The 25,755-nt window shown below is 71.2% G+C and carries 22 protein-coding genes; 15 read left to right on the forward strand and 7 right to left on the reverse strand.

All coding sequences use genetic code 11. The features are described 5' to 3' along the window. Positions 1-104 precede the first annotated feature (104 nt). The 7 genes from GGR64_RS09285 to GGR64_RS09315 all read left to right on the forward strand — a co-directional run bounded on the left by GGR64_RS09285 (position 105) and on the right by GGR64_RS09315 (position 10,556). Positions 105-2,831, forward strand: a complete 2,727-nt coding sequence (locus GGR64_RS09285) for a DUF2339 domain-containing protein (RefSeq protein WP_184645393.1) — start codon at positions 105-107, stop codon at positions 2,829-2,831. Further along, complete coding sequence (locus tag GGR64_RS09290) at positions 2,828-4,189, forward strand: DUF3999 domain-containing protein (protein ID WP_184645395.1); 1,362 nt, start codon at positions 2,828-2,830, stop codon at positions 4,187-4,189. The genes GGR64_RS09285 and GGR64_RS09290 overlap by 4 nt, the downstream gene beginning before the upstream one ends. A gap of 206 nt (positions 4,190-4,395) precedes the next feature. Then, positions 4,396-5,571: a phosphoglycerate kinase gene (locus GGR64_RS09295; protein WP_184645397.1), complete on the forward strand. Its 1,176-nt coding sequence runs from the start codon at positions 4,396-4,398 to the stop codon at positions 5,569-5,571. Next, positions 5,568-6,218 carry an HAD-IA family hydrolase gene (locus GGR64_RS09300; RefSeq protein WP_184447041.1) on the forward strand — a complete coding sequence of 217 codons (651 nt, stop codon included), beginning with the start codon at positions 5,568-5,570 and terminating at the stop codon, positions 6,216-6,218. Before GGR64_RS09295 ends, GGR64_RS09300 begins: the two co-directional genes overlap by 4 nt. 233 nt (positions 6,219-6,451) lie before the next feature. After that, complete coding sequence (pyk, locus tag GGR64_RS09305) at positions 6,452-7,918, forward strand: pyruvate kinase (protein ID WP_160967596.1); 1,467 nt, start codon at positions 6,452-6,454, stop codon at positions 7,916-7,918. 103 nt (positions 7,919-8,021) lie between these two features. Beyond that, complete coding sequence (locus tag GGR64_RS09310) at positions 8,022-9,437, forward strand: HD domain-containing phosphohydrolase (protein WP_184645399.1); 1,416 nt, start codon at positions 8,022-8,024, stop codon at positions 9,435-9,437. A 114-nt stretch (positions 9,438-9,551) separates the two neighbouring features. Beyond that, the gene (locus GGR64_RS09315) at positions 9,552-10,556 is read left to right on the forward strand and encodes a class I fructose-bisphosphate aldolase (RefSeq protein ID WP_160967600.1); all 1,005 of its coding nucleotides are present in this window, start codon (positions 9,552-9,554) and stop codon (positions 10,554-10,556) included. A gap of 148 nt (positions 10,557-10,704) precedes the next feature. Here GGR64_RS09315 and GGR64_RS09320 read toward each other — a convergent pair whose 3' ends face one another. Both GGR64_RS09320 and GGR64_RS09325 read right to left on the reverse strand, forming a co-directional pair. Continuing rightward, positions 10,705-10,857 (reverse strand): winged helix-turn-helix domain-containing protein, encoded by a 153-nt coding sequence (locus GGR64_RS09320; protein WP_326520324.1) that lies wholly within the window; start codon positions 10,855-10,857, stop codon positions 10,705-10,707. Positions 10,858-11,060: 203 nt separating this feature from the next. Further along, positions 11,061-11,603 (reverse strand): O-acetyl-ADP-ribose deacetylase, encoded by a 543-nt coding sequence (locus tag GGR64_RS09325; RefSeq protein ID WP_184645401.1) that lies wholly within the window; start codon positions 11,601-11,603, stop codon positions 11,061-11,063. Positions 11,604-11,728: 125 nt separating this feature from the next. On the opposite strand from GGR64_RS09325, the gene GGR64_RS09330 reads away from it, so the two are divergent. Then, the gene (locus tag GGR64_RS09330; RefSeq protein ID WP_184645403.1) at positions 11,729-12,226 is read left to right on the forward strand and encodes a hypothetical protein; all 498 of its coding nucleotides are present in this window, start codon (positions 11,729-11,731) and stop codon (positions 12,224-12,226) included. A 21-nt stretch (positions 12,227-12,247) separates the two neighbouring features. On the opposite strand, the gene GGR64_RS09335 is transcribed toward GGR64_RS09330, so the two are convergent. Continuing rightward, positions 12,248-12,763: an isoprenylcysteine carboxylmethyltransferase family protein gene (locus tag GGR64_RS09335; RefSeq protein WP_184645406.1), complete on the reverse strand. Its 516-nt coding sequence runs from the start codon at positions 12,761-12,763 to the stop codon at positions 12,248-12,250. A gap of 272 nt (positions 12,764-13,035) precedes the next feature. On the opposite strand from GGR64_RS09335, the gene GGR64_RS09340 reads away from it, so the two are divergent. Together GGR64_RS09340 and GGR64_RS09345 are read left to right on the forward strand one after the other, a co-directional pair. Further along, positions 13,036-14,160, forward strand: a complete 1,125-nt coding sequence (locus GGR64_RS09340) for a nucleoside hydrolase (RefSeq protein WP_184645408.1) — start codon at positions 13,036-13,038, stop codon at positions 14,158-14,160. Positions 14,161-14,279: 119 nt separating this feature from the next. Next, positions 14,280-14,666: a tetratricopeptide repeat protein gene (locus GGR64_RS09345; protein WP_184645410.1), complete on the forward strand. Its 387-nt coding sequence runs from the start codon at positions 14,280-14,282 to the stop codon at positions 14,664-14,666. Between the two features lie 49 nt (positions 14,667-14,715). On the opposite strand, the gene cysK is transcribed toward GGR64_RS09345, so the two are convergent. After that, complete coding sequence (gene cysK, locus GGR64_RS09350) at positions 14,716-15,675, reverse strand: cysteine synthase A (RefSeq protein WP_184645412.1); 960 nt, start codon at positions 15,673-15,675, stop codon at positions 14,716-14,718. A gap of 25 nt (positions 15,676-15,700) precedes the next feature. Continuing rightward, a complete protein-coding gene (gene cobA / locus GGR64_RS09355; protein ID WP_184645413.1) occupies positions 15,701-16,879 on the reverse strand; it encodes a uroporphyrinogen-III C-methyltransferase in 1,179 nt (392 codons plus the stop codon). Between the two features lie 168 nt (positions 16,880-17,047). Here cobA and GGR64_RS09360 point away from each other — a divergent pair, with 168 nt between their 5' ends. Together GGR64_RS09360 and GGR64_RS09365 are read left to right on the forward strand one after the other, a co-directional pair. Continuing rightward, a complete protein-coding gene (locus tag GGR64_RS09360) occupies positions 17,048-18,031 on the forward strand; it encodes a LysR family transcriptional regulator (RefSeq protein WP_048490360.1) in 984 nt (327 codons plus the stop codon). A 526-nt stretch (positions 18,032-18,557) separates the two neighbouring features. Next, positions 18,558-19,145 (forward strand): phospholipid scramblase-related protein, encoded by a 588-nt coding sequence (locus GGR64_RS09365; RefSeq protein WP_184645415.1) that lies wholly within the window; start codon positions 18,558-18,560, stop codon positions 19,143-19,145. Positions 19,146-19,410: 265 nt separating this feature from the next. On the opposite strand, the gene GGR64_RS09370 is transcribed toward GGR64_RS09365, so the two are convergent. Together GGR64_RS09370 and arsC are read right to left on the reverse strand one after the other, a co-directional pair. After that, positions 19,411-20,613, reverse strand: a complete 1,203-nt coding sequence (locus GGR64_RS09370) for a HAMP domain-containing sensor histidine kinase (protein ID WP_184645417.1) — start codon at positions 20,611-20,613, stop codon at positions 19,411-19,413. Between the two features lie 135 nt (positions 20,614-20,748). After that, positions 20,749-21,174: an arsenate reductase (glutaredoxin) gene (gene arsC, locus GGR64_RS09375; RefSeq protein WP_184645419.1), complete on the reverse strand. Its 426-nt coding sequence runs from the start codon at positions 21,172-21,174 to the stop codon at positions 20,749-20,751. 405 nt (positions 21,175-21,579) lie between these two features. Between arsC and GGR64_RS09380 the strand changes: the two genes are divergently transcribed. The 3 genes from GGR64_RS09380 to GGR64_RS09390 all read left to right on the forward strand — a co-directional run bounded on the left by GGR64_RS09380 (position 21,580) and on the right by GGR64_RS09390 (position 25,539). Then, on the forward strand, positions 21,580-21,984 hold the full coding sequence (locus GGR64_RS09380; RefSeq protein WP_184645421.1) for a DUF2946 family protein: 405 nt from the start codon (positions 21,580-21,582) through the stop codon (positions 21,982-21,984). 67 nt (positions 21,985-22,051) lie between these two features. Continuing rightward, complete coding sequence (locus tag GGR64_RS09385; protein WP_221236159.1) at positions 22,052-24,106, forward strand: TonB-dependent receptor; 2,055 nt, start codon at positions 22,052-22,054, stop codon at positions 24,104-24,106. Beyond that, entirely contained in the window at positions 24,106-25,539 is a 1,434-nt protein-coding gene (locus GGR64_RS09390) for a PepSY domain-containing protein (protein WP_184645423.1), read from the forward strand. The genes GGR64_RS09385 and GGR64_RS09390 overlap by 1 nt, the downstream gene beginning before the upstream one ends. Positions 25,540-25,755 lie beyond the last annotated feature (216 nt).

The following is a 25,755-nucleotide window of genomic DNA, read 5'->3' on the forward strand; positions in this document are numbered from 1 at the left end:
ATGCCGGCACCGAACTCGTCTACCATCTGCGCCAGGTCCGGCGCTGCCGGACACCGGATGGGCGCCTTGTGGCGCCGCACCACCGCTGTGGAGATGCGAGTCGAATGGAGATGTTGATCGTGCTGGTGGTGTTGGCGGTGCTGGCGGTGCCGGTGCTGTTGATCGTGACGCTGGTGGGGCAATCGCGTCTGCGCCAGCGGCTCGCCGCGTTGGAGGCGCAGGTCGCACGGATGGCCGCCGCCCCGGTGCCGCCTGCGACGGCCTGGGCCGGCCCCGTGGCCGCGGCCGGGACGCCCGATGCTGCCGCCGAACCCGAGGTGGAGGCCGAGGGCCTGCCGATCGCGGCGTCCCTCGACCTCGCGCGTCCGCACCAGGTCGCGGAGGATGCCGGCGTGCCGCCGCCCTTGCCGGTGCCGCCGCAGGCCGACGATTTCGCGACGCTGGCCGCCGCGGTCGAACAGGCCGAGCGGGAGCAGGCGCAGGCGCGCGCCGCCGCCAGCGCCGCGATCGCCGCGCTGCATCGGCCGGATCCGATCGAGCGGCTGCTGGGCGGGATCAAACGCTGGTTCACCGAGGGCAACGTCCCGGTCAAGATCGGCATGCTGGTGCTGCTGGCCGGCGTCGCCGCGCTGCTGAAGTACGCCGGCGACCAGGGCTGGCTGCGCATGCCGATCGAGCTGCGCTATGCCGGCATCGCCGCCGCGTCGCTGGCCGGCCTGGCCTTCGGCTGGCGCCAGCGCACGCGCAAGCGCAGCTTTGCGCTGGCCCTGCAGGGCGGGGCGATCGGCGTGCTGCTGCTGACCGTGTTTGCCGCGTTCAAGCTGTCCGGGCTGATCCCCGCCGGCGCGGCGCTGGCGCTGAGCGTCGCGCTGGTCGCGGGCATGTGCGTGCTGGCGGTGGCGCAGGAGTCGCGCACGCTGGCGGTGCTGGGCACGCTGGCCGGCTTCCTCGCGCCGCTGTGGCTATCCACCGGCAGCGGCAACCACGTCGCGCTGTTCTCCTACTACGCGCTGCTCAACGCGGCGGTGTTCGCGATCGCCTGGTACCGGCCGTGGCGGGTGCTGAACCTGCTCGGGTTCGGCTTCACCTTCGGCATCGGCACGCTGTGGGGCGTGCTGCAGTACCGTCCTGACAAGTTCGCCAGCACCGAGCCGTTCCTGCTGCTGTTCTTCGCCTTCTACCTGCTGATCCCGATCCTGTACGCGCGGCGCCAGGAGGCCACGCGCAGCACGCTGATCGACGGCAGCCTGCTGTTCGGCACGCCGCTGATCGCGTTCTCGCTGCAGGCCGGTCTGCTGCGCGGCGAGCGCCTGCCGCTGGCCTTCTGCGCGCTGGGCCTGGCGGCGATCTATGCGCTGCTGGCGGCGGCGCTGATCCGGCGCGCGCGCTTCGCGCTGCTGGGGCAGGCGTATGCGGTGCTGGCGGTGGGCTTCGCCACGCTGGCGGTGCCGTTGGCGCTGTCCGCGCGGGCCACCGCCAGCGTGTTCGCGCTGGAGGGCGCGTCGCTGGTGTGGCTGGGCCTGCGTCAGCGGCGCTGGCTGCCGCAGCTCAGCGGCGCCGGCCTGCAACTGGCGGCCGCGTTCGGCTTCACCGTGGGCCTGGACGCGGTGGTGCAGGACACCCAGGCGATCGTCAATGCCACCTTCATGAGCGCGCTGCTGCTGGCCCTGGCCGGCTTCGTCAGCGCCTGGTGCTACCGCCGCGAGCGTGCCGCGCTGCCGGCGCTGGGCTACTACCTGTGGGGGCTGGCCTGGTGGTGCGGCATCGGCGTTGCCGAGATCCTGCGGTTCGTCGACACCGATGCGCGTGCCGATGTGTTGCTGGCCTGGGTCGCGGTCAGCGGCTGGCTCGCCGCCGAAGCGCAGCGGCGCTGGCCGGCACCGGCATTGGCCGCGACCACGCTGGGCAGCCTGGCGCTGGCGGTGCCGCTGGCGGCCTGGCAGGCCGATGCGCACGGGCAGCCGTTTGCCGGGCATGGCGCCTGGGCCTGGGCGCTGTACGCCGTGCTCGGCGTGCGCAGCCTGCTGTGCCTGCGCGACAGTGGCGGCAGCGTGGCGCGCGCGGCGCAGTACGTGTGGTGGCTGGTGTGGCCGATCGTGGCCACCTTGCTGTGCGGCTGGCTGGCGCTGCACAGCGGTCTCGCCGCCGGCTGGCGCTGGATGCTGCTGGTGGCGCCCTGGCTGCTGGTCGCGGCGCTGTCGCTGTGGCGCTGGACCTGGTTGGCGGCGCCGCTGGGCGCGGCGTTCGCGCCGTGGCGCACGGCCTTGCAGAGCACCTACTTCGGCCTGCTCGCGGTGGCCTGGCTGTACAGCCTGGGCCGGCCTGGCAGCAGTGCGCCGCTGCCGTGGGTGCCGGTGCTCAACCCGCTGGAACTGACTCAACTGGCGCTGCTGGTGCTCGGCGTGCGCTGGACCCGCAGCCCCGAACTGCCGGCGCTGCTGCGTCCCTGGCGCACGCACCTGCTGGCCGGCGCCGGGTTCCTGTGGATCACCAGCGTCACCCTGCATGCGGTGCACTATTGGGCGGCGGTGCCGTGGCCCGGCGTGTTGGGCAATGGGGTGGCGCAGACCAGTCTGACCGTGGTCTGGAGCGTGCTGGGCGTGTTCGGCTGGGTGCTGGGCTCGCGGCGCGGCCAGCGCGGGCTGTGGCTGGCCGGTGCGGTGTTGATGGCGGTCGTGCTGGGCAAGCTGTTGCTGGTGGACCGCGGCAACCTCGGCAACGTCGCCGGCATCGCGTCGTTCATCGCTTACGGGCTGTTGTGTACCGTGGTCGGCTATCTGGCGCCGGCACCGCCGCGCGCCGCCGAACCGGCCGAGGGGGCCATCCCATGATCCGACGTGCGCTGTGTCCGTTGCTGCTGGCCTGGCTGCCGCTGTGCGCCTTCGCCGCCAGCCAGCGCGACGATTACGCCCAGCAGTGGCCGCTGACCCTGCAGGACGCCGATGCCGGGGCCTATCGCGTGCAGCTCGACGATGCGGTCTACCGCCGTGCGCAGCGCGCCTCGCTGGGCGACGTGGAGGTGTTCAACGCGGCGGGCGATCCGTTGCCGGCGGCCTTGTTCGCCGCCGAGCAGGCCGAGACCACGCCGCGCCGGCAGCCGTTGCCGTGGTTTCCGCTGCCGGCCTCGCGCGATGGGCGCACACCGGACCTGGAGCTGATCGCCGAACGCGACCGCGATGGCAGCGTGCGCCGTATCCAGACCCGTGTGGCCAGCGGCGCGGCCGACGCCGGCGCAGGCTGGCTGGTCGACGCCAGCGCGCTGCACGCGCCGCTGCGCGCGGTGTCGCTGCAATGGGCCGCCGCCGCGCAGCCGCAGCAGGCGCGCTACCGGGTCGAGGGCAGCGACGACCTGCGCGACTGGGAGGTGCTGGTGGCGGATGCGACCCTGGTCGACCTGAGCAACCAGGGACACCGGCTGCAGCAACTGCGCATCCCCATCGGCCGGCAGGTGCGCTACTTGCGCCTGCTGCCGCTGGCCGGCGCCAGCGCGCCGCCGCTGACCGGGGTGGAGGCCGAGCTGGCGCCCGCGCCGGTGGCCGCCGACTGGCATTGGCAGCAACTGGACGCAGTCAGCACCGACCCCGCGCAGCACAGCTACGCCTTCGTGTCGCCGGGCCGCTACCCGGTGACGCGCGTGGACGTCGCCTTGCCCGGCAACAACGCGATTGAATGGCGCGTGCAGAGCCGCGACAGCGCCGAGGCGCCCTGGCAGGACCGCGCCGGTCCGTGGCTGGCCTACCAGGTCGGTGGCGGCAGCCGCTCGCCGCCGCAGGCGCTGACCGCGCCGGTACGCGACCGCTACTGGCGGCTGTTCGCGGCGCAGGACCCGGGCCGGCAGCGGCCGGCGCTGCGCCTGGGCTATCAGCCGGAGACGCTGGTGTTCCTGGCGCAGGGCGCGCCGCCGTATGCCTTGGCTGCCGGCAGTGCGCGCACCCAGCGTGCGCAGGCGCCGTTGGCCGCCGCGTTGCAGGCCTTGCATGTTCAGCGCGGGCCGCAATGGGCGCCGGCCACCGCCAGCCTCGGCGCCGCACAGCCGCTGGCCGGCGCTGCGGCGTTGCAGGCGCCGCCGCCGCCGCGCGACTGGAAGACCTGGCTGCTGTGGGCGCTGCTGGTCGGCGGTGCGCTGCTGGTGGTCGGCTTCGCACTGAGCCTGCTGCGCAAACCCGGCGGCGCCGACGGCACGGGCTGACCGATCCGGCGATGGCGCGCACGCTGTACCGTGCGCGGCACCGCACCACCGCGATTTGCCGCTGTGCGGCCGACGCCGGACAATGCCGGTTTGACCGCCGCGCGGCGCTCGGCCGGCTTCCGTGCACCCGACGTTCCGCAGCCGACGCCGATACTGCATGGCTGGCGCTGTTTTCCCTTTGCAACCCCACGAAAGCGAGCAATCACATGTCCATCCTGCGAATGACCGATCTCGACCTGTCCGGCAAGCGCGTGCTGATCCGGCAAGACCTGAATGTGCCGATCGACAATGGCCTGATCACCTCCGAGCAGCGCATCCTGGCCTCGGTGCCGACGCTCAAGCACGCACTGGAGCAGGGCGCGGCGGTAATGGTGACCTCTCATCTGGGCCGGCCCAAGGAAGGCGTGTGGACCCAGGAGGATTCGCTGGAGCCGGTGGCGATCCGCCTGGCCGCGCTGCTCGGCGTCGACGTGCCGCTGATCCGCGACTGGGTCGATGGCGTGGACGTGCAGCCGGGGCAGATCGTGCTGCTGGAAAACTGCCGCATGAACGTCGGCGAGGGCAAGGACGACGAGGCCCTGGCGAAGAAGTACGCGGCGTTGTGCGACGTGTTCGTGATGGACGCGTTCGGCACCGCGCACCGCGCGCAGGCGTCCACCCATGGCGTGATTAAGTTCGCGCCAGTGGCTGCGGGCGGCCCGCTGCTGATGGCCGAGCTGGATGCGCTGGCCAAGGCGCTGGAACAGCCGGCCAAGCCGCTGCTGGCGATCGTCGCCGGCAGCAAGGTCTCGACCAAGCTGGAGCTGCTGTCCAACCTGGTGGACAAGGTCGACCAACTGATCGTCGGTGGCGGCATCGCCAACACCTTCATCGCCGCGGCCGGGCATGCGGTGGGCAAGTCGCTGTGCGAGCCGGACCTGCTCGAGACCGCGCGCAAGATCGTGGCCGATGCCAACGCGCGCGGCGCGGCGATCCCGCTGCCGAGCGACGTGGTGGTGGCCAAGCAGTTCATGCCTGATGCCGAGGCCACGGTGAAGGCCGTCACCGCCGTCGCCGACGACGACCTGATCCTGGACATCGGCCCGCAGACCGCTGCGCACTACGCCGACCTGATCGCCAAGGCCGGTACCGTGGTCTGGAACGGCCCGGTCGGCGTGTTCGAATTCGACGCTTTCGGCAAGGGCACCGAGACCCTGGCGCGGGCGATTGCCGCGTCGCCGGCGTTCTCCATCGCCGGCGGCGGCGACACCCTGGCCGCGGTCGACAAGTACGGCATCGCCGAGCAGGTCAGCTACATCTCCACCGGCGGCGGCGCGTTCCTGGAGTTCCTGGAAGGCAAGACCCTGCCGGCGGTGGCCGCACTGCAGGCGCGCGGCGCGTGAGCGCCGCCGACGTTCTGTTCTTCGACCTGGACGGCACCCTGGTCGACTCGGAGGCCGGCATCGTCGGCAGCCTGCGCCATGCCTTTGCCGAACTGGGGCAGCCGCTGCCGACGCCGGCGCAGTTGCGCGCCTGGATCGGCCCGCCGCTGCGCGACAGCTTCCAGCAGCACTTCCCCGACGACGCGGCATTGGTGGAGCGGGCGCTGACGCTGTACCGCAGCCGCTACGACAGCCACGGCTGGCGCGAGCACACGGTGTTTCCGGACATCGGCGCAGCGGTGGAGGCGATCGCCGCGGCCGGCCACCGCCTGGCGGTGGTGACCTCGAAGAACGAGCGCTTCGCGCGCCGCATCGTCGAGCATCTGCCGTTCGGCGCCCGCTTCGAGGACGTGATCGGCGCCAGCGACGACGGTGCGCGCCGGGCCAAGCCCGAGCTGATCGCCGAGGCGCTGCGGCGGCTCTCTGTCGTGCCGGCGCAGTGCCGCATGATCGGCGACCGGCGCATGGACATCGACGGCGCGCGCCATCACGGCATGCGCAGCATCGGCGTGCTGTGGGGCTTCGGCGATGCCGAGGAACTGCGCCAGGCCGGCGCCGATGTCCTCGCGCAGACGCCGGCGCAGTTGCCGGCGCTGGTCGCGGCCTGAGGCCTGCATGCGTCGGCGTGTCCGGCGCATGCGAGGGGCGCCATGCACGGCATGGCGCACGCTGCGATCGCCACTGCAACGTCCGCAGGCCGGCGTCTGCGGGCGTGGCGTGACCACATACTGTCCCGCATTGTCCGGTCGCTATGCCGGGCCGCGCGGGCGTCTATGCCGAAATGCCATGCCGTGTGATGGGCGCGTGTGCTAGCTTTGAGCGCTTTTCCAAGGATGCCGTCATGATCGAACGCCAGCGCCGCACCAAGATTCTCGCCACCCTCGGTCCGGCCACCGACCCGCCCGGCGTGCTCGAGGATCTGTTCCGCGCCGGCGTCAACGTGGTGCGGCTGAACTTCAGCCACGGCGATCCGTCCGGCCAGGCCAAGCGCGCCGCCGAAGTGCGTGCCGCCGCGGCTCGCGTCGGCGCCGAGATCGGCATCCTCGCCGACCTGCCGGGTCCGAAGATCCGCATCGAGCGCTTCGCCCAGGGCAAGGTCTCGCTCAAGCTCGGCGACCGCTTCGACCTGATCGCCGACCCCAACGCCGCGCCCGGCGATGCGACCCAGGTCGGGGTCAGCTACCTGGGCCTGCCGCAGGACGTGGCCGCCGGCGACGTGCTGCTGCTGGACGACGGCCTGGTGCAGTTGCAGGTGGTCGAGGTCAATGGCGAGCGCATCGTCACCAGCGTGCTCAACGACGGCGTGCTGTCCGATCGCAAGGGCTTGAACAAGCAGGGCGGCGGCCTGTCGCTGGGCGCGCTGACCGAGCGCGACAAGGAACTGATCGGCATCGTCGCCAAGATCGGCGTGGACTTCATCGCCGTGTCGTTCTGCCGCAACGCCGAGGACATGAACGAGGCGCGCCGCATCGCCCGCGCGCACGGCTGCGACGCGGCGCTGGTGTCCAAGATCGAGCGCACCGAGGCGATCGAGAACCTCAGCGAGATCGTCGAGGCCTCGGACGTGGTGATGGTCGCGCGTGGCGACCTGGGCGTGGAGATCGGCGACGCCGAACTGCCGGGCCTGCAGAAGAAGATCATCAAGGAATCGCTGGCGCAGAACAAAGTGGTGATCACCGCCACGCAGATGCTGCAGTCGATGGTGGAGAGCCCGATCCCGACCCGCGCCGAAGTGCTGGACGTGGCCAACTCGGTGATCGACGGCACCGACGCGGTGATGCTGTCGGCCGAGAGCGCCGCCGGCGCCTATCCGATCCGTGCGGTCGAGGCGATGGCGCGCATCTGCCTGGGCGCCGAGCGCCAGTTCGAAACCGAAACCGACTTCGGCATGGCCCCGCGCAACCTCGAGCGTGCCGACCAGGCCATCGCCATGGCCACGATGTTCCTGTCCCAGCACGTGGGCGTGCGCGCGATCGTGGCGATGACCGAATCCGGTGGCACCCCGCGCTACCTGTCGCGCTTCCGCGCCAAGGCGCCGATCTTCGCGGTGACCCGCCACGACGGCGCGCGTCGGCACATGGCGATGATGCGCGACGTGTTCCCGATCAACTTCGACAGCCGCGGCCTGACCCCGCGCGAGGCCGCGCGCGGCGCGATCCGCGTGCTGGTCGAGGCCGGCCTGCTGGCGCCGGGCGACCGTGTGGTGTTCACCAGCGGCGAGCACATGGAAACCCACGGTGCCACCAACACCCTGCGCCTGCTCGAAGTCGGCCCGGACGGCCGCGCCAGCGGCCTCGGCGAACTCTGAAGGACGCGCGGTGCGGCGGCCAAGGCCGCCGCACCGTCGGCACCACCTGCTCGATCGCGCATGGAACGGCGCGGCATCCATCGTTCCCTGATCGCGATTCCCTATGACGTCCACGAGCGCGCACGCCGAACTCGGGCTGGAACTGCCCGAGCGCCCCGGCACGCATTGTCTTGAACACCTGATCCAGGCCTCGGCCACGCGCGAGCTTGTGGTCACCGAGGACATCCGCGACCGCCGCGGCATCCTGCTGGTCGCCAAGGGCCAGCGCATCAATGCCGGCCTTCGCGAACGCCTGATCGCGCGGCGCCTGCTGCGCCCGCTCGAATCCTCGCTGGCGTTCTGCGAGGAGCTGCGCCCGAGCGAAGTGCAACTGGCCGCGCAGCGCGAGCTGGACGAACACCCGCACCTGCGCGTGCTGCTGGGCGACGACGTGCAATCGGTCATGACCGCGCTGGCCCGTGCCCGCACGCTGGGCGCGCCCGGCACCTTGCTGACCACGCTCGGCCAGACCCGACCGGCCGCGTTCTCGCACGCGGTGCGGGCGGCGATGCTGGTGGCCTGGCTGGCGGCGCTGCTGTCGCGCTCGGACGCGGCGATGCGCGAGGCCGCGGAGGTCGGTCTGCTGCACGATCTCGGCGAGATGTACGTGGATCCGGCGGTGCTGGAGCTGCCGGAAGCGCAGCAGGATTTCGCGCAGTGGCGCATGCATTGCGTGCATCCGGTGATCAGCGCCGCGTTGCTGGGCGAATCCGGCGTGTACTCGGCGCAGCAGGCCGCTGCCGCGCGCGAGCATCACGAACGCATCGACGGCTCCGGCTATCCGGTCGGCGCGCCAGTGCTGTCGCCGCTGGGCCGGTTGATCTCCTGCGCCGAAGCGCTGGATGCCTTGCTCGAACGCGAGCACGGCCATGCGCACGCGCTGGCGCGGATGCGCATCGCGCTGCGCATGGTGCCCGGGCAGTTCCCGCGCGACGTGGTCGATCTGTTGACCGAGCGGTTGCGCGATTGCGCGCTGGAGCCGGCGCCGACGCACGACCCGCAGGGCCTTCGGGAGGTGGTGGCGGCCTCGCTCGACGGCCTGGAACAGGCTCGCGACGAGGTATTGCGGCTGCAGCGCGGCGGCGACCTGCGCGAAGACGAGCGCGCGGCCCTGCAACACCTGCTGCTGCTGATCGTCGGCTACATCATGGCCATCCACGATTCCGGTGCCGGCAAGATGGTCGAGCAGTTGCCGTGGCTGATCGCCGCGCCGGAGGCGGCCGAGGAGGTCGATCGCATCTGCTGCGAGTTGCGCTGGCAACTGCCCGGGCTGCGCCGCCATGCCGCGTTGCTGGCGCACCGCCGCGCGCGCAGCGCCGACGACTGGCGGCCCGTGCTCGATGCGCTGGACATCGCACTGCCGGCGGCGCAGGCCGCGCATCCGCCGGCACCGGCACCAGCCGCGGGCGCTGCGCCGCTGCAGACGGCGCAGGTCGACGAAGAGGCGCAGTCCGAGGCGATGACGGACGCGCTCGGCTGAAGCCGACCGAGTGCGGTCTACGCCTGTAACCGCTTGCAGCGCTGGCGGTAACGGAATGCATGCAGGCCGGCCCGGTATACTGGGGGTTCCCCCGTTGCAGCCATCAGGAACCGTATGAGCATCGAACAGCTTGCCGAAACCGCACAGGCAATGGTCGCCCCGGGCAAGGGCATCATCGCGATCGACGAATCCACCAGCACGATCGCCAAGCGCTTCGCCGGCGTGGGCATCGAGAATGTCGAAGAGAACCGCCGTGCCTACCGCGAGCTGCTGCTGACCACGCCGAAGCTGGGCGACCACATCTCCGGCGCGATCCTGTACGACGAGACCATCCGCCAGAAGACCAAGGACGGCGTGCCGTTCGCCAAGTACATGGCCGAGCACGGCATCATCCCCGGCATCAAGGTCGACAAGGGCACGCATCCGCTGGCCGGCATGCCGGGTGAGCTGATCACCGAAGGCCTGGACGGCCTGCGCGCACGCCTGGAGGAGTACTACAAGCTCGGCGCGCGCTTCGCCAAGTGGCGCGCGGTCATCACCATCGGCGAGGACATCCCGTCCGGCGTGTGCATCGAGACCAACGCGCATGCGCTGGCCCGCTACGCCGCGCTGTGCCAGGAGCAGGGCCTGGTGCCGATGGTGGAGCCGGAAGTGCTGATGGACGGCGACCACGACATCGAGACCTGCTACGAAGTCACCGAAGCCACGCTGCGTTCGCTGTTCGGCGCGCTGTACGAGCAGAACGTGGTCCTGGAAGGCACCATCCTCAAGGCATCGATGGTCATCGCCGGCAAGGACTGCGACGAGCAGGCCAGCGTCGAGGAAGTGGCCGAGTCCACCGTGATGTGCCTCAAGAGCACCGTGCCGGCGATCCTGCCGGGCATCGTGTTCCTGTCCGGCGGCCAGACCGACGAGCAGTCCACCGCGCACCTCAACGCGATGAACCAGCTCGGCAACCTGCCGTGGCCGCTGAGCTTCTCCTATGGCCGCGCCATGCAGCAGGCCGCGCTGAAGCTGTGGGCGCAGGACATGAAGGGCAATTTCGCCAAGGCGCAGCAGGTGGTGTACGAGCGCGCCAAGGAAAACGGCCTGGCCGCGCTGGGCAAGTGGCAGGGCTGAGTCCTCCTGACACCGCCTACGAAGAACGCCGGCATCGCCGGCGTTTTTCGTTTTGAGGCCCAGTGTCGTGCGGATGATGCGCGCAGAGGTGCTTTCGCAGCGCTGACGCCAGCGATAGGGCGTGCGTAGAAAAAACGCCGCACTGCGCTCAGGGCGCCAACGCGGCCGGCGCGTGGAAGCGGTAGCCGCTGTTGCGCAGGGTCTTCACCGGCAACGGGCGTCCGCTGATCTCTTCCACGCGGCGCCGCAAGCGGTACATCTGCGTGTCGAGTCGGCGCCGGTCGTACTCGAGGAAGTTCACGCCCAGCGCTTTGGCGCGCAGTCACTCTTTACGGCGTCCCACGACACGGTATCGGGGGAATGCCGCAGTGCGCGGTGCCGCCGCCATTGCAGACGATCGACGATGCCTGCGATCGGGTGGAGCGCAGGCATCGCATGGTCAGGCGCTTGATGCGGGCGCTTGGGATGAAGATGCTCGGCTGGGCCCCGCCAGCAATCGGCCGCTCAGGCCGCGGTGGCGCACTGCATGTCGCGCAGCGCCTGTCGGTATGCCTTGGTGGTGGCGTCGTTGTAGGCCACCAGGATGATCCGCTTCGGCACCGCATGCGCGCGCTGCCAGGCGTCGGTCTCGGCGACCGCGATGCGTGTGGCCTGGTGCAGCGGGTAGCCGTAGACGCCACAGCTGATCGCCGGGAAGGCGACCGAGTGCAGACCCATCTGTTCGGCCAGGCGCAGGGCGCGCCAGTAGCAGTTGGCGAGCAGGGCCGGTTCGTTGTGGGCGCCGTCGCGCCACACCGGGCCCACCGTGTGCAGCACGTGCCGCGCCTTGAGCCGGTGGCCCGCAGTGGCGCGAACCTCGCCCACCGGGCAACGCACGCCCGGCTTGAGTTCCGGCAGGCGCCGGCATTCTTCCAGCAGGTCCGGGCCGGCGGCACGGTGGATGGCGCCGTCCACGCCGCCGCCGCCGAGCAGGGACTCGTTGGCGGCGTTGACGATCGCGTCCACGTCGAGTTGGGTGATGTCGCCTTGCCAGATTTCGATGTTCATACGCCGATCTTTAGGGGAGCCGAATGATGGACACGTGAGGGTGTCGCCACTGCCGTCGCGCATTGCCACAGCCGCTTAACCGGCTAGCGGCAAGACTGGCGCGCCCCTATCTCAGCACCTGCGACATGAACCCGAATCCGCCGCCACCGCAGGTCGCCGAGGCCATCGCGCAGGGCCAGATCATCAAGGCGATCAAGCTGCTGCGGACGCACAGCGGCATGGATCTGCGCAGCGCCAAGGAGCAGGTCGACGCGTGGCTGCTGGACGGCGCGGCGCGCTCGGTGACGGACCTGCTCGACCGCCATGCCTCCGGCGCGGCGGCAAGGCCGGATACCACGGCCGAGGCGCACGCGCCGGCCGTGGCCGAGGAACGGCGGCTGCCGCCGGCGGCGGAACTGGCGCTGCGCCGCGGCGAGCGGCGCAAGGCCGCCAAGCTGGTGTTCGAGCACTACCCGGACATGTCGCTGCGCGAGGCCCTGGAGATGGTGCAGCGGCATCTGCGGTCGGCGCCGACGCTGGGCGCTGCTTCGACCGTGGTGGCCGGCGACCGCGGCGGGGCCTGGCGTTGGGTGCTGCTGGCGCTGCTGCTGGTCGCGGCAGCGGCCTGGTGGCTGCTGCGTTGAGGCGAACCCCCGTGGCGACGGCTACAGCCAGCGCGCCACCTGCGCGCAGTAGCGGTCGTAGGCGCTGCCGAAGCGCTCGCGCAGGCGGGCCTCCTCGTAGGGGATCACCACCCACTGCAAGGCCAGCAGCGGCAACGGCAGCAGCAGCGCCGACCACGGCCAGCCGATCTGCACGCTCAGGCCGAGGTAGCTCAGGGTCAGGCTGACGTACATCGGATTGCGGGTATGCCGATACGGCCCGTGGCAGACCAACTGCGAAGGTGCGCGCTTGGGCAGCAGGGTGGTGCGGCCGCGCGCGAACAGCACGAAGCACCAGCACGCCAGCAGCAGGCCGGCGAGCGCGACCACGCCGCCGCCCAACTGCAGCCAGGCCAGGGCGGCGCCCTGCGGCAGCGGCAAGGGCAGCGCGTGCTGCAGGCTGGCGCCGAGCAGCAGCGCCAGCAGGAAATGCGCCGGCGAGGTCGTGCGCACCAGCAGCGGCACGCGCGCCTGCGCGCGTACGGGCGGTGGATCGGTGCGGTCGGTTCGTTCGTGCATGAAGTCCTTCCCTGGTCTGGTTGCGGCCGCGCAAGTTTACGCGGCTGCCCACGGCGTTCGCGCGCGAGCGCGTCACGGATGCCGCGAGCGCGGCCCGACAGCGCCCGGCGGCGTATCGCGCGCGTGGCAATGCACGTAAACCGATTACCCTAGCGCCCACGCGGCACGTCGCACGCGCTTGCGTTTCGACGTGCCGGATCCGTCCACCTCGACCGCTGTCCTTGCGCGCCGATCGTGTCCCGTTTCCGTTCCGCCATCCGCTTTCACGCCTCATGCCGATCGCCTCCACCAGCACCGCCAACACTCTCGCGTCCTCATCCGCCATCGCCCCACGCCGCCGGGTCATCCTCGAGGACGACATCGACGGCTTCACCCCGGCGCAGCTGCTGTTGCTGCAATCGCCCGAGGTCGAGGTGCTCGGCATCTCGGTGGTCAGCGGCAACATCTGGCGCGACGAGGCGCTGGCGCATACGCGCCGGCTGCTGGAAATCGCCGGGCGCGGCGAGGTGCCGGTGTTGCCCGGCCCGGTGTTCCCGCTGCTCAACAGCGAATTGGCCACCGAGCGCTGGGAAGCGCTGTACGGCAAGCTGCTGTGGAAGGGCGCCTGGACCAAGCAATGGGTCGAGCACGACACGGTGCAGAGCGCGCCGCGCTACCACGCCCACGACGTGGTCCCGGACCTGCCGCTGGGCAATCCCACCGTGGTGCAGGCGGCCAGCGAGCCGGCCGCCTTGTTCATGATCCGCAAGGTGCGCGAGTTCCCCGGCGAGGTCAGCATCGTCGCCACCGGGCCGTTGACCAACCTGGCGTTGGCGCAGCGGCTGGACCCGGAGTTCGCCTCGCTGGCCAAGGAACTGGTCTACATGGGCGGCAGCCTCAACCCGCGGCAGCGCCGCGACAGCGTGTCGGCAGCGCAATTCGCGCGCGAGTTCGTCAATTCGCCGCGGCGCGAGTTCAACATCCGCTGGGATCCGGAGGCGGCCAGCATCGTGATGCGCTCGCCGTGGCGGCGCATGGTGATGGTGCCGGTGGATCCGTCCACCGCCACCGAACTGACCCCGCAGTTGCTGGCGCGGATGAGCGCCGCCGACACGCCGATCGGCCATGCGCTGCGCCGGCGCGAACCCGGCTTCCCGATGTGGGACGAACTGGCCACCGCGCTGTGGCTGCGCCCGGAACTGGCCACCGTCAGCGAGACCCTGTACGTGGACACCAACACCGAGTTCGGCGCCGGCTACGGCGACATCCTGTCGTGGGCGCCGGGCTACCAGCCGGGCCTGGGCGAGCAGGCGCAGCAGGTGGTGCGCGAGGTCGACGTGGCGGCCATCGAAGAGTTGTTGGTAGAGCGCCTGACCGCGCCGCAGCCGCCGGCGCTGGGCGCGCCGCTGCCGGGCTGAGGCATGGCGCACGCGGATGTGCAGTCCGGTGCAAGGCGCGGCGTCGTGGTGCGCAGCGGACCTGTGTCCATGCCGCTCGCATGCGGCACAGGCGGGGCGCCGGTCTGGGCCCTTCCGGCATGAGCGCGTCCTCGCCCGATGATCGCCTCGCCCAAGCGAAGGCCTTGGCGATGGCGGCGTTCCAGGATCCGCAGCGTGCCGATGCGCGGCTGGCCGAGGCCGAAGCGTTGTTGCGCGCCGCGGCCAGGGCGGCGCCGGCCGATCCCGGCGCACTCACCTGCCTGGGCGCGGTGCTGTGCGATCGCGGGCACTACCGGCGGGCGCTGACGGCATTGCGCCGCGCCGAGCGCCTGCAGTCCGACGATCGCAATACCTACTTCAACCTCGGCGTGGCCTTGCTCAACGTGGGCCAGGAGGCCGAGGCCAGGGCCGCGTTCCGGCAGGCGGCGAGCTTGCGCGCCGCCGCGGGGTCATGGACGGCGTACTTCGATCCGCACGCGCACTAGCGATGCCGCGCCGATGTGGCGCGGCGAGCGCGCAGGCGCCACGGTGCGCTTACGGCAGGCCGGCCAGCCAGTCGTCGTCGCTGCCTTCGTTGATGTCGGCGAACAGCGGCGTGGAGAAATAGCGCTCGCCGGTATCCGGCAGCATCGCCAGGATCACCGCGCCGGGCGTGGCGGTCTCGGCCACCCGCAGTGCGGTGGCGACGGTGCCGCCGCCCGAGATGCCGGTGAAGATGCCTTCCTCGGCGGCGAGGCGGCGCGACACCGTGATGGCGTCGGCGTCGTCCACGCTCAGCACGTCGTCGTAGACCTCGCGGTTGAGTACCTCGGGCACGAAGTCCGGGGTCCAGCCCTGGATCTTGTGCGGCTTCCACTCCTGGCCCTGCAGCAGGGCCGCACCGGCCGGCTCGGTGGCGGTGATGCGTACTTCCGGGCGGGCCAGGCGCAGCACTTCGCCGACGCCGGTGAGCGTGCCGCCGGTGCCCCAGCCGCTGACGAAATGGTCGAGCCGGCGGCCGGCGAAGTCGCGCAGGATCTCCGCGGCGGTGGTGCTGCGGTGGTAGGCCGGATTGGCCGGGTTGGCGAACTGCCGGGCCAGGAACCAGCCGTGCTGCTTGGCCAGTTCCTCGGCCTTGCGCACCATGCCGCTGCCGCGCTCGGCGGCCGGGGTCAGGATGACCTTGGCGCCGTAGGCGCGCATCAGCTTGCGGCGCTCGATCGAGAAGGTCTCCACCATCGTCGCCACGAACTTGTAGCCGCGCGCGGCGGCGACCATCGCCAGGGCCACGCCGGTGTTGCCGGAGGTCGCTTCGACGATGGTGTCGCCGGGCTTGAGCAGGCCGCGCGCCTCGGCGTCGAGCACGATCGCCAGGGCCAGGCGGTCCTTGACCGAACCGCCGGGATTGAAGGCTTCGACCTTGACGTAGAGGTCCACGTGCGCCGGCGCCAGGCGTTGCAGCTTGACGATCGGGGTGTGGCCGATGGTGTCGAGGATGTTGTCGTAGATGGCCATGCGTGGGGTCTCCGGAAAGTGCGGGTCAGGCGGCGTGGGCCAGGGTAGGCACGGCCGGCTTCGGGGAAGGTGAGGGCGCGCGCAACGGCGCGGCGCCGAACCAGTGCAGGGTGTCGGCCAGCGCGGCGACCTCGCCGAGGATCAGCAGCGCCGGCGCGCGCACCGCATGCGCACGGGCGGTGTCGGGCAGGTCGGCGAGGGTCCCGAGCACCACCCGCTGCTCGGTGCGCGAGCCGTTCTCCACCAGCGCGAACGGCGTGCTGGCGGCGCGGCCGGCGGCGAGCAGGCGCGTGCGCACCGTGTCCAGGCCGGCCACGCCCATGTACACCGCCAGGGTCTGTCGCTCCTGCGCCAGCGCGGCCCAGTCCAGGGTGTCCAGCGAGGCCTTGCAGTGCGCGGTGACCAGGCGCAGCGATTGCGCGTGGTCGCGATGGGTCAGCGGGATGCCGGCGTAGGCGGCGCAGGCCAGTGCGGCGGTGATGCCGGGCACCACGGCGTAGTCCACGCCGTGGGCGCGCAGGTACTCCAGTTCCTCGCCGCCGCGGCCGAACACGAACGGATCGCCGCCCTTCAGCCGCACCACTCGGCGCCCGCGCCGCGCGTGTTCCAGCAGCAGCGCGTGGATCTGCTCCTGGGCGACGCTGTGGCCGTCGGCCGACTTGCCGACGGCGATGCGTTCGGTGCCCGCCGGCACAAGCTGCAGGATCGCGGCGCTGACCAGGCGGTCGTGCAGGACCACGTCGGCCTGGCGCAAGGCGTGCAGCGCGTGACCGGTGAGCAGGCCGGGATCGCCAGGGCCGGCGCCGACCAGGGTCACGCTGCCTGGGCGCAGCGGCGGCAGCGTCGACTTGGCGGCGGCATCCGCCGGCGTCGCCAGCGCCTCGGCCGGCAACGCCTGCGCCAGCACCCGCTTGGCGGTAGCGGCCTGCAGCGCCTGGCGGTTGGCCGCGGCGTCCTCGCTGGCGGCGATCAGGTACCAGACGCTGTCCAGCCAGGCGCTGTCGAAGGCGCCGCGCCGCCACGCCAGCCGCCCCTGCGCGGCCAGCGCGTGCAGCGTCGGGGTCAGGGCCGGTGCCGCCACCTGCGGCGCGGCGCCGGCGGCGAGCAGCGCCTGCACCTGGCGCTCGGCGGCCGCGCCGCCGCCGATCACCAGCACGGCCCGGTCGCGCAGGTCCGGATACAGGGCAATCGGGGCTGGGCTCACAGGGACGGCTCGCAACGCGGGGCAGACGGGAGCGACGACCGTAGCGCCGGCTCATAGCCCCAGGAAATGACTTCATGCCCACCGCAGATAGCTTTCGGTTATAAGGTGAAAGGCCGAATTCCACTACAGTCGAGCGTCTCCGCCAGGCGGCGCCTCGCCCTCGTCCCGATGACGCTGACCCAACTCCGCTATCTCGTCGCCATTGCCGATGCCGATCTGAACATCACCCTGGCGGCGGCGCGCGTGCATGCCACCCAGCCGGGGCTGTCCAAGCAGCTCAAACAACTGGAGGACGAACTGGGCTTCCTGCTGTTCGTGCGCAAGGGCCGCAGCCTGGAGACGGTGACGCCGGCCGGGCGCGAGGTGATCGAGCGCGCCCGTGCGGTGCTGGCCGAGGCCAACAACATCCGCACCTATGCGGCCAACCAGCGCCGCGAGAGCCAGGGTCAACTGACCCTCACCACCACCCACACCCAGGCACGCTTCGTGCTGCCGCCGGCGGTGGCGCAGATCAAGCAGGCCTATCCGCAGGTCAGCGTGCACCTGCAGCAGGCCGCCGAGAGCGCGGCGCTGGACCTGCTCAGCCAGGGCGATGCCGATATCGCCATCGTCAGCACCGCCGGCACCGCGCCGGCGGCCGGCATCGCGGTGCCGCTGTACCGCTGGCGGCGGCTGGTGCTGGTGCCGCGCGGGCATGCGCTGGACGTACCGAAGCGGGTGCCGGACATGGCCGCGCTGGCGGCGCAGCCGCTGATCAGCTACGAATCCTCGACCCGCGCCGGCTCCTCGCTGCAGCGCGCCTTCGGCCGGCTTGGGCTGGAGCCGCGGATCGCGTTGACCGCGCTCGATGCCGACCTGATCAAGACCTATGTGCGCACCGGGCTCGGCGTGGGCCTGCTGGCGGAGATGGCGGTGAGCGCCAACGACACCGACCTGCGCGCGTGGCCGGCACCGCCGGAGATTCCCGAGTGCATCGCCTGGGCGGTGCTGCCGCGCGACCGCGTATTGCGCGACTACGCGCTGGAACTGGTGCACGTGCTGGCGCCGCAGATCGACACCCGCGACCTGCGCCGGGTGATGGAGGGCAACCAGCAGCCGGACTGGCCGGCGCCGCCGAGCTGGGAAGCGCTGACCCAGACCATCACCAGTTGAAGCCGGGAATGGGGAATCGGGATTGGGGAATGGCAACAGCGGCGCCGCGTTCGCGATGCGTCGATTGGCTTCGGGCAGACGTCCGGGCAAAAGACATGCGGGCAACGACACCGCGGCCTGTGCGGGATGCTGGAACGAAGACCCGCATCGATGCATCGACATGGCCGCTTGGTGCGGCTGATTAGGCCATCGCCAGCCAAGGCGCGATGAAGTCGGGAATCGGGAATGGGGAATGGCAACAGCGGCGCCCCGTGCTCGATGCGTCGACGGCTTCGGACAGGCTTCCGAGCAAAAGAAGCAAGGGCAACGGCATCGCGGCCTGCACTGGAATGCTGGAATGCAGACCACGCACTGGCGCGGCTGCCCGCCGCGCGCGTTGCCGCTGCCGGAGCCGCCGCCTATCATGCGGCCCGCTCTGCCACCCGGCAGACCGCGACCCTGGACGTGCCGGCGGCGGCCGGCACTGCGCCGCCGCCGTGCGGCCGCCGCCCAGGGCGCGTCGATTTCCCCAACGCAAGGACGCCCGATGCATCCTGTTCTTCAGCACAACCTGTTCTTCGTCAAGGAACAGGTCGGCATGTTCAAGGCCGCCAACAACTACGACGTGTTCGACCCGCACAGCAACCGCAAGCTGCTGGAATGCCGCGAGCCGAACCTGGGCGTGTTCACCAAGATCTTTCGTTTCAGCGACTACAAGCGCATGACCCCGTTCCAGGTGGAAGTGCGCAGCCCGGACGGGCAGAAGGTGCTGACGGTCAAGCGCGGGTTCTCGCTGTTCCTGTCCAAGGTCGAGGTACTGGACGAGCACGACCGGCTGGTCGGTTCCTTCAGCCAGAAATTCTTTTCCATCGGCGGCAAGTTCGATGTGCTCGATGCCCAGGGCGCGCCGGTGTGCACGCTGCGCGGCAAGTGGACCAGCTGGGATTTCCGCTTCGTGCAGGGCGAGCACGAACTGGCGCAGGTGTCCAAGAAGTGGGCCGGGCTGGGCAAGGAACTGTTCACCAGCGCCGACAACTACATGCTGTCGATCGCCGACAGCGTACCGGCCGAGGATCCGCGGCGGATCCTGATCATGGCGGCGGTGCTGTGCATCGATATGGTGTTGAAGGAGTGATGGTGAGGCCGGGAGTGGGGATTCGGGATTGGGGAATCGCGGTGAAGCCGGGAATGGGGATTCGGGATTCGGGATTCGCAAAGGCGGGATTTCCGCGGCGGCTGCGCCCAGGCCCCTCACGCTGAGCGGGCGTGGCCATTGTGAGAGGGACTTCAGTCCCGACTGCATGCGGGTCGAGCCGCACCCTTCTCCCACCGGGAGAAGGTGCCCCGAAGGGGCGGATGAGGGGGCGGGCGCCAGCGGCAGCTCCTGCGCCCGGCACGGCTCAGGTGACGGGCGCGGCCGCCGGCAGCAGCACGGTGAAGCGGGTGCCCTGGCCGGGCTGGCTGCGCACTTCGACGGTGCAGCCCAGGGTCTCGGCGGCGCGGCGCACGATCCACAGGCCGAGGCCGAGGCCGTCGCTGCGCGGGTCGGCCTGGCGGAAGGCCTGGAACAGCGTGCGCAGGCCGTCTTCGTCCATGCCGATGCCGCGGTCGATGATCTCCACCGCCACCTGGTCGCCAAGGCGCCGGCAGCCGATCAGCACCTTGCCCTGCGCGGTGTATTTGACCGCGTTGCCCAGCAGGTTGCCGAGCAAGGTGGACAGCAAGGGCGCACTGCTGCGCACGCGCAGGGACGTCGGCACGCTGCGCAACCGCACGCCCTTGGCCGCCGCCTGCGGCTGCCAGGTGGCCAGGATCGGCGCCAGCACGTCGGCCAGGGCCAGGTCCTGCAGCGCCGGCAGGCGCAGTTCGCCGGCGGCGGCGTTGGTGGCGAGCTGGTCGAGTCCGCTGGCGACCTGGTTCAAGGCGGCGCGCGCGGTCTCCAGCGAACCATCCTGCGCGGCGTCCTGCTGACGCTGCAGCTTGCTCAGCGCGTAGGACGCGGTGCGCAGCGGCGCCTTCAGATCGTGGCCGGCAATGGCCATCAGGCGGCTGCGGTAGTGGTTGGATTCCTGCGCCATGTGCAGTGCCTTGCGCAGTTCCAGTTGCCCCATCGCCTGGCGCGCCAGCGCGCGCAGCGCTTCGATCTGCTCGTAGCTGAGCTGGCGCGGGCGCCGGTCCAGCACGCACACCGTGCCCAGGGCCAGGCCGTCGGAGGTCTTCAGCAGCGCGCCGGCGTAGAAGTGCAGGCGCATGTCGCCGGTGACCAGCGGGTTGCAGGCGAAGCGCGGGTCCTCGCGGGTATCCGGCACCAGCAGCAGGTCGTCCTCGAGCAGGGCGTGCGCGCACAGCGAGGTCGCCAACGGCGTTTCGCGCGTGCCCAGCCCGATCTCGCTCTTGAACCACTGGCGCTCGCTGTCGATCAGGTTGACCACCGCGATCGGCGCCTGGCAGATCAGCCCGGCCAGCCGGGTGATGTCGTCGAACGCCGGCTCGCGCGGCGTGTCCAGGATCGCGTAGCTGTGCAGTGCGTCCAGGCGCAGCGCTTCGTTGCGGGGCTTGGCCGCGCAGTAGACCGGGTCGGCGGCGGTTTCGACGGTGGACATGCAGCGCGACTCGGGCAGGAAGGCGCGCAGTTTATGGTACCTGTCACGGTTTTTGCCGACACGGCGTTCACGCGGCGCTCGCGTGAGCTGCACCCGTGCTTAGCGAATTCGATGGAGCGTCGGCGACCCCTCGCTTCAGCCCACCCAGCGGCCCTGCGCGTCGACCAGCAACGTGCCGTCCTCCTGGGCGAAGGCGCCGCGCTGCGGCGACGGCAGGATCTCCAGCACCGTCTCCGACGGCCGGCACAGGCGCGTGCCCAGCGGGGTGACCACGATCGGCCGGTTGAGCAGGATCGGGTGTTGCTGGATGGCGTCCAGCAGCGCGTCCTCGTCCAGCGCCGGATCGTCCAGTCCCAACTCCGCGTACGGTGTGGCCTTCTCGCGGATCAGTGCGCGCAGCGGCTGGCCGCTGGCGGCCGCCAGCGCCTGCACGGTGGCGCGGTCCGGCGGTGTCTTCAGGTACTCGATCACGGTCGGTTCGACGCCGCTGTTGCGGATCAGCCCGAGCACGTTGCGCGAAGTGCCGCAGGCAGGGTTGTGGTAGATGGTGATCGTCGGCATGGGGCGGCTCGCTGGATGGACAGGACAAGGGCGGCCGGAAGGGACTGCGCTGCGCGGCCGCGGCCGATGGTGCCGCATTCGCGGCGCCATGCAAGGGCCACGCTCGTCGGACACCGCGCGTGCGCGGCGCTCGTCGCGGTCGTGGCCGGATGGGACCGGCCGGTCGTCGATCTGCAGCGACAGCGGGTCTGGCCGGGTAACCGATGGACCACCTTGCCGGGCGCCTGGCCGGCGGCAGGACGCCGCCTGAGGCCATGACGGAGGCAGGCGCCGTTGTTGACGGCCGTCGCCTGCCGACCGATGACGCGGTCCGTCCTGCACTTCCGCGACGCGGGGTGTGCGTCACTTCGCCGCACACCGCGTCGCAGGCGGTCCAATGGCCGGCACACCCTCTAGAATGCGCCGATGTTCCGTCTCCGCCAGCCGCCGTCGCTCTGGGCCGTGCTCGCCGCACTGGCGCTCGGCCTGTTGCTGCTGGCGCCGCCGATCAGTCAGTGGCGGCAGGCGCAGGCCGAGGCGGCGGCGCTGCAGGACCAGGCGCTGTGCACCAGTGGCGGCCTGCGCCTGGCGGCGCTGGCAGGTGCCATGTCTGCAGCGCATGGCGGCCATCACGACGATGCCGGGCTGGCGCATGCGCCGGCCTGCGATTACTGCCTGCTCGCCGCGCGGCTGCTGCCGTGGGTGGCGCTGTTGCTGGCGCTGCTGCCCTGGCGCTGTCCGCCGGCGCCGGTGGCGGCGCTGCGCCGCCGCGTCGTCACGGCCACCGCACGCCGCGCACACCCGGTGCGCGGGCCACCGCTGTTCTCCTGATCCACGGGTTGCCGTTTCCGTGCCGCGGCGCTGCTGCGGCATGTCCTCGTGCCGATGGAGTTTCGCCATGTTCCGCTTTTCTGCCATGCCGCCCGTGGCGGCGTGCTGCTGCGTGTGCCTCGCAGCGGTCGCGCCCGCCCGTGCCGCCGATGCGCCACCGGGCGCCGCCGGCGATTCCGTGCTCACCCTGGGCAAGGTCCAGGCCACCTCGCCGCTGGCCGCCGGTTCCAACGCGCGCAGCGTGTTCAGTTCCGTCGACATCCTCGGCGGCGACCTGCTGCAGGACCAGCACGTGGACTACAGCTGGGAACTGCTGATGCGCGCGCCCGGCGTGCAGGTGACCCAGTTCAAGATGGGCACCGACGCCGGGCGTTTTTCCTTTCGCGGCTTCAACGGCGAAGGCCGGGTCAATGCGGTCAAGCTGCTGATCGACGGCGTGCCCAGCAACGACAATGCCGGCGCCATGCCGTACCTGGATGCGGTATTCCCGCTGGACATCGCCGCGATCGAGATCGTGCGCGGCACCAACGACCCGCGCTACGGCCTGGACGCGATCGCCGGCAGCGTCGACGTGCTGACCCGCAGCGGCGGCAACGACGGCCGCGCCAGCGTCACCGTCGGCAGCTTCGGCACCCGCGAGGTGCAGGCGACGCAGGGCATCGAGCGCGGCGCCTGGAGCCAGAACTATTTCGCCGCCTGGCGCGACAGCGACGGCTACCGCGACCACGCCGACGCACGCAAGCACGCGTTCTCCGGCAAATGGTTCTATACCGATCCGGACGGGCGCTGGCGCGCCGGGCTCAGCGCGCGGGACTACCGCAACACGGCGTTGGAGGCGGGCTATCTCGACTACGCCACCGCGCAGCGCGCCCCGCGCAGTTCCCCCGACTACGCGCGCGACGACCGCAGCCAACGCCACACCACGCAGCTGTCGCTGCACCTGGACGGGCGTCTGGCCGACAGCGTGCAGGGCAGCGCCAAGGCGTACTGGAACCGCTACGACAACCAGCGCTGGGTGCGCTTCACCGCCGCCGGCGCGCAGCAGGAGCGCGACACCGACGAGCGCCAGCGCGGCGTGCTGGCCAGGCTCAGCTGGCGCCCGGCGCTGGCCCGCGCCGACGCCTTCGCGCTGGAGGGCGGGGTGGATGCGCAGTGGCAGGACAACATCTCGCAGCGCTACCGCACGGTGGCGCGCGTGCGCACCGCGCCGCTGCGCGACTGGGACTTCGATCTGCACACCGAAGGCGCCTACGTGCAGGCGGTGCTGCGCCCGACCGCGCGCCTGCAGCTGGTGCCCGGCTACCGGGTGGATCGCGTCGGCGGGCAGTTCCGCGACGTCGCCAGCGGCGCGCGCTATCCCGCCTACGCCTACGGCACGATCCGCCAACCCAAGTTCAGCGCGGTGTATGCGCTGACCGCGCAGGCCAGCCTGTACGCCAACATCGGCCGCACCTTCCAGATCGGCAGCGGCAACGGCGCCTATCGTACCCAGGCAGGCAACCTGGCGCCCTCGTTCAACGATGGCTGGGAGACCGGCCTCAAGTTCGCCGGCACGCAGCAGCGCTGGGACGCGCGCGTGGCTTACTGGGAGCAGCGCGCCTCCGACGAAGTGGCGACCATCCTCGGCGTGAACGGCAGTGTCGGCACCGGCGAGGTCGGCAATGTCGGCAAGACCCTGCGCCGCGGCTGGGACGCGCAACTGAACCTGCGTCCGGACGAACGTTGGACGCTGTGGCTGGCGTACTCGCGGCAACGCGCGCTGATCGTCACGCCGGACCCGAGTGCGCCTGACACACGCGGCAAGGAGATCGAGAACGTGCCGCACTATCTTGCGACGGCGGGCATCGACTGGCAGGCCACGCCGCGGCTGACGCTGTCGGCCTGGGGCAATGCGCAGGGCGACTACTACGTGGAGCGCAGCAACACCTTGGGCCGCTACGGCGGCTACGCGCTGGCCAATCTCGGTGCGACCTGGCGCTGGCGCGCGCAGCGCGAACTGTCGCTGCAACTGAAGAACCTGACCGATCGGCACTACGTCTACGCCTGGTACGACAGCGGGTCCTCCGGCTACTCGCCCGGCGACGGCCGCGCGCTGTACGCCACGCTGAGCTGGGGTTGGTGATGACCACGAAAGCCATCATCACCGAGGCGGCGCCGGCGCGCTTCTACCGCGCGGTGTGGCGCTGGCATTTCTATGCCGGCCTGCTGGTGCTGCCGCTGCTGCTCTGGCTGGCGCTGACCGGTGCGGCCTTCGTCTACCAGCAGCCGATCGACGGCTACTTCCACCGCGCGCTGAAGACCGTGCCGGTGCCGGAGCACGCGCAGGCGTTGGCACCGCAGCGGCTGCTGGATGCGGCCCTGGCCGCGCAACCGGGCCAGGCGCTGCGCTACACCACGCCGCTGCGGCGCGATGCCTCGGCCGAAGTGACCATCGCCACCGCCGATGGTCGCCACGCGGTCGTGTACGTGGATCCGTACCGGGCGCGGGTGCTGGGTCAGTTGCCCGAGCACGGCACCGTGGCCTGGACGATCCGCCGCCTGCACAGCCTCGACTATGTCGGCTGGTTCGCCAATGCACTGATCGAGGTGGCGGCCGGCTGGGCGATCCTGCTGGTGCTGACCGGCGTGTACCTGTGGTGGCCGCGCGGGCGCCGTGGCGGCGTGACCACGGTGCGCGGGCGGCCGGCGCAGCGCGTGTTCTGGCGCGATCTGCATGCGCTCACCGGCAGCGTGGTCGGTGCGCTGCTGCTGTTCCTGGCGCTGACCGGGATGCCGTGGTCGTGGTTCTGGGGCGCGCAGGTCAACCGCCTGGCCAATGGCCACCACTATGGCTATCCGTCCGGGCTGCGGGTGGATGTGCCGATGTCGACGCAGCGGCTGAGCGACAGCGAGGTGCCAGCGTGGTCGTTGCGGCAGGCGCGCCTGCCGCAATCGTCGCCGCCGGCCGCGGACCCGCATGCGGCGCACGGCGCGCACGATGGTCACGCCGAACACGGCGGCATGGCCGACATGCCGGACGCCGCGCCGGCGGCGGACGCGATCGGCCTGGATGCAGCGGTGGCGCGGTTCCAGGCGCGCGGCATCGCGCCGGGCTACAGCGTGGCGCTGCCGCGCGGCGTGCGCGGGGTCTATACCGCCTCGGTGTATCCGCCGGACCTGGCCCAGCAACGGGTGATCCATCTGGATCAGTACAGCGGCCAGGTGCTGCTGGACATGCGCTATGCCGACTACGGCCCGCTGGCCAAGACGCTGGAGTGGGGCATCAACGTGCACCTCGGCCAGGAGTACGGCGTGCTCAACCAGCTCATCCTGATCGGCGCCTGCCTGGGCATCGTGCTGCTGTGTGTGAGCGCCGCGGTGATGTGGTGGAAGCGGCGTCCGCAGGGCGGGCTCGGGGTGCCGCCGTTACCGGCGGATCGGCGCACCTTGCGCGGCGTGGTCGCGCTGCTGGCGCTGGGCGGGATGCTGTTCCCGCTGGTCGGCCTGTCCTTGCTGCTGATGCTGGCGCTGGACTGGGTGCTGGTGCTGCGGCGCGAGCCCGCGGTGGCGGCTTAGGAGGTCGGTGAGGCATCCACTGTGATTCTGCGGCGGTAAGCGAAGCCGTCGGCGCCTCCAGCCTGGCTGCAGTCGGGACTGAAGTCCCTCCCACAAGGAGGGATCAGTGGTCAGCGCTGGCGTCGGGACTTGCACAGGGGGCACGGGGCCGCCCTTGTAGGAGCGGCTTCAGCCGCGACCGGGGGGCATCGGAACGCCCGGTCGCGGCTGAAGCCG

Origin of the sequence: Xanthomonas sp. 3307 (assembly GCF_014199735.1) — a bacterium.
Taxonomy (GTDB): Bacteria; Pseudomonadota; Gammaproteobacteria; order Xanthomonadales; family Xanthomonadaceae; genus Xanthomonas_A; species Xanthomonas_A rydalmerensis.

What these genes read in the sequence shown, in the direction of transcription:
- GGR64_RS09285 (WP_184645393.1), top strand. Translation starts at nt 105, where the DNA reads ATGGAGATGTTGATCGTGCTGGTGGTGTTGGCGGTGCTGGCGGTGCCG.
- GGR64_RS09290 (WP_184645395.1), top strand. Translation starts at nt 2,828, where the DNA reads ATGATCCGACGTGCGCTGTGTCCGTTGCTGCTGGCCTGGCTGCCGCTG.
- GGR64_RS09295 (WP_184645397.1), top strand. Translation starts at nt 4,396, where the DNA reads ATGTCCATCCTGCGAATGACCGATCTCGACCTGTCCGGCAAGCGCGTG.
- pyk (WP_160967596.1), top strand. Translation starts at nt 6,452, where the DNA reads ATGATCGAACGCCAGCGCCGCACCAAGATTCTCGCCACCCTCGGTCCG.
- GGR64_RS09310 (WP_184645399.1), top strand. Translation starts at nt 8,022, where the DNA reads ATGACGTCCACGAGCGCGCACGCCGAACTCGGGCTGGAACTGCCCGAG.
- GGR64_RS09315 (WP_160967600.1), top strand. Translation starts at nt 9,552, where the DNA reads ATGAGCATCGAACAGCTTGCCGAAACCGCACAGGCAATGGTCGCCCCG.
- GGR64_RS09325 (WP_184645401.1), bottom strand. Translation starts at nt 11,603, where the DNA reads ATGAACATCGAAATCTGGCAAGGCGACATCACCCAACTCGACGTGGAC.
- GGR64_RS09330 (WP_184645403.1), top strand. Translation starts at nt 11,729, where the DNA reads ATGAACCCGAATCCGCCGCCACCGCAGGTCGCCGAGGCCATCGCGCAG.
- GGR64_RS09335 (WP_184645406.1), bottom strand. Translation starts at nt 12,763, where the DNA reads ATGCACGAACGAACCGACCGCACCGATCCACCGCCCGTACGCGCGCAG.
- GGR64_RS09340 (WP_184645408.1), top strand. Translation starts at nt 13,036, where the DNA reads ATGCCGATCGCCTCCACCAGCACCGCCAACACTCTCGCGTCCTCATCC.
- GGR64_RS09345 (WP_184645410.1), top strand. Translation starts at nt 14,280, where the DNA reads ATGAGCGCGTCCTCGCCCGATGATCGCCTCGCCCAAGCGAAGGCCTTG.
- cysK (WP_184645412.1), bottom strand. Translation starts at nt 15,675, where the DNA reads ATGGCCATCTACGACAACATCCTCGACACCATCGGCCACACCCCGATC.
- GGR64_RS09360 (WP_048490360.1), top strand. Translation starts at nt 17,048, where the DNA reads ATGACGCTGACCCAACTCCGCTATCTCGTCGCCATTGCCGATGCCGAT.
- GGR64_RS09365 (WP_184645415.1), top strand. Translation starts at nt 18,558, where the DNA reads ATGCATCCTGTTCTTCAGCACAACCTGTTCTTCGTCAAGGAACAGGTC.
- GGR64_RS09370 (WP_184645417.1), bottom strand. Translation starts at nt 20,613, where the DNA reads ATGTCCACCGTCGAAACCGCCGCCGACCCGGTCTACTGCGCGGCCAAG.
- arsC (WP_184645419.1), bottom strand. Translation starts at nt 21,174, where the DNA reads ATGCCGACGATCACCATCTACCACAACCCTGCCTGCGGCACTTCGCGC.
- GGR64_RS09380 (WP_184645421.1), top strand. Translation starts at nt 21,580, where the DNA reads ATGTTCCGTCTCCGCCAGCCGCCGTCGCTCTGGGCCGTGCTCGCCGCA.
- GGR64_RS09385 (WP_221236159.1), top strand. Translation starts at nt 22,052, where the DNA reads ATGTTCCGCTTTTCTGCCATGCCGCCCGTGGCGGCGTGCTGCTGCGTG.
- GGR64_RS09390 (WP_184645423.1), top strand. Translation starts at nt 24,106, where the DNA reads ATGACCACGAAAGCCATCATCACCGAGGCGGCGCCGGCGCGCTTCTAC.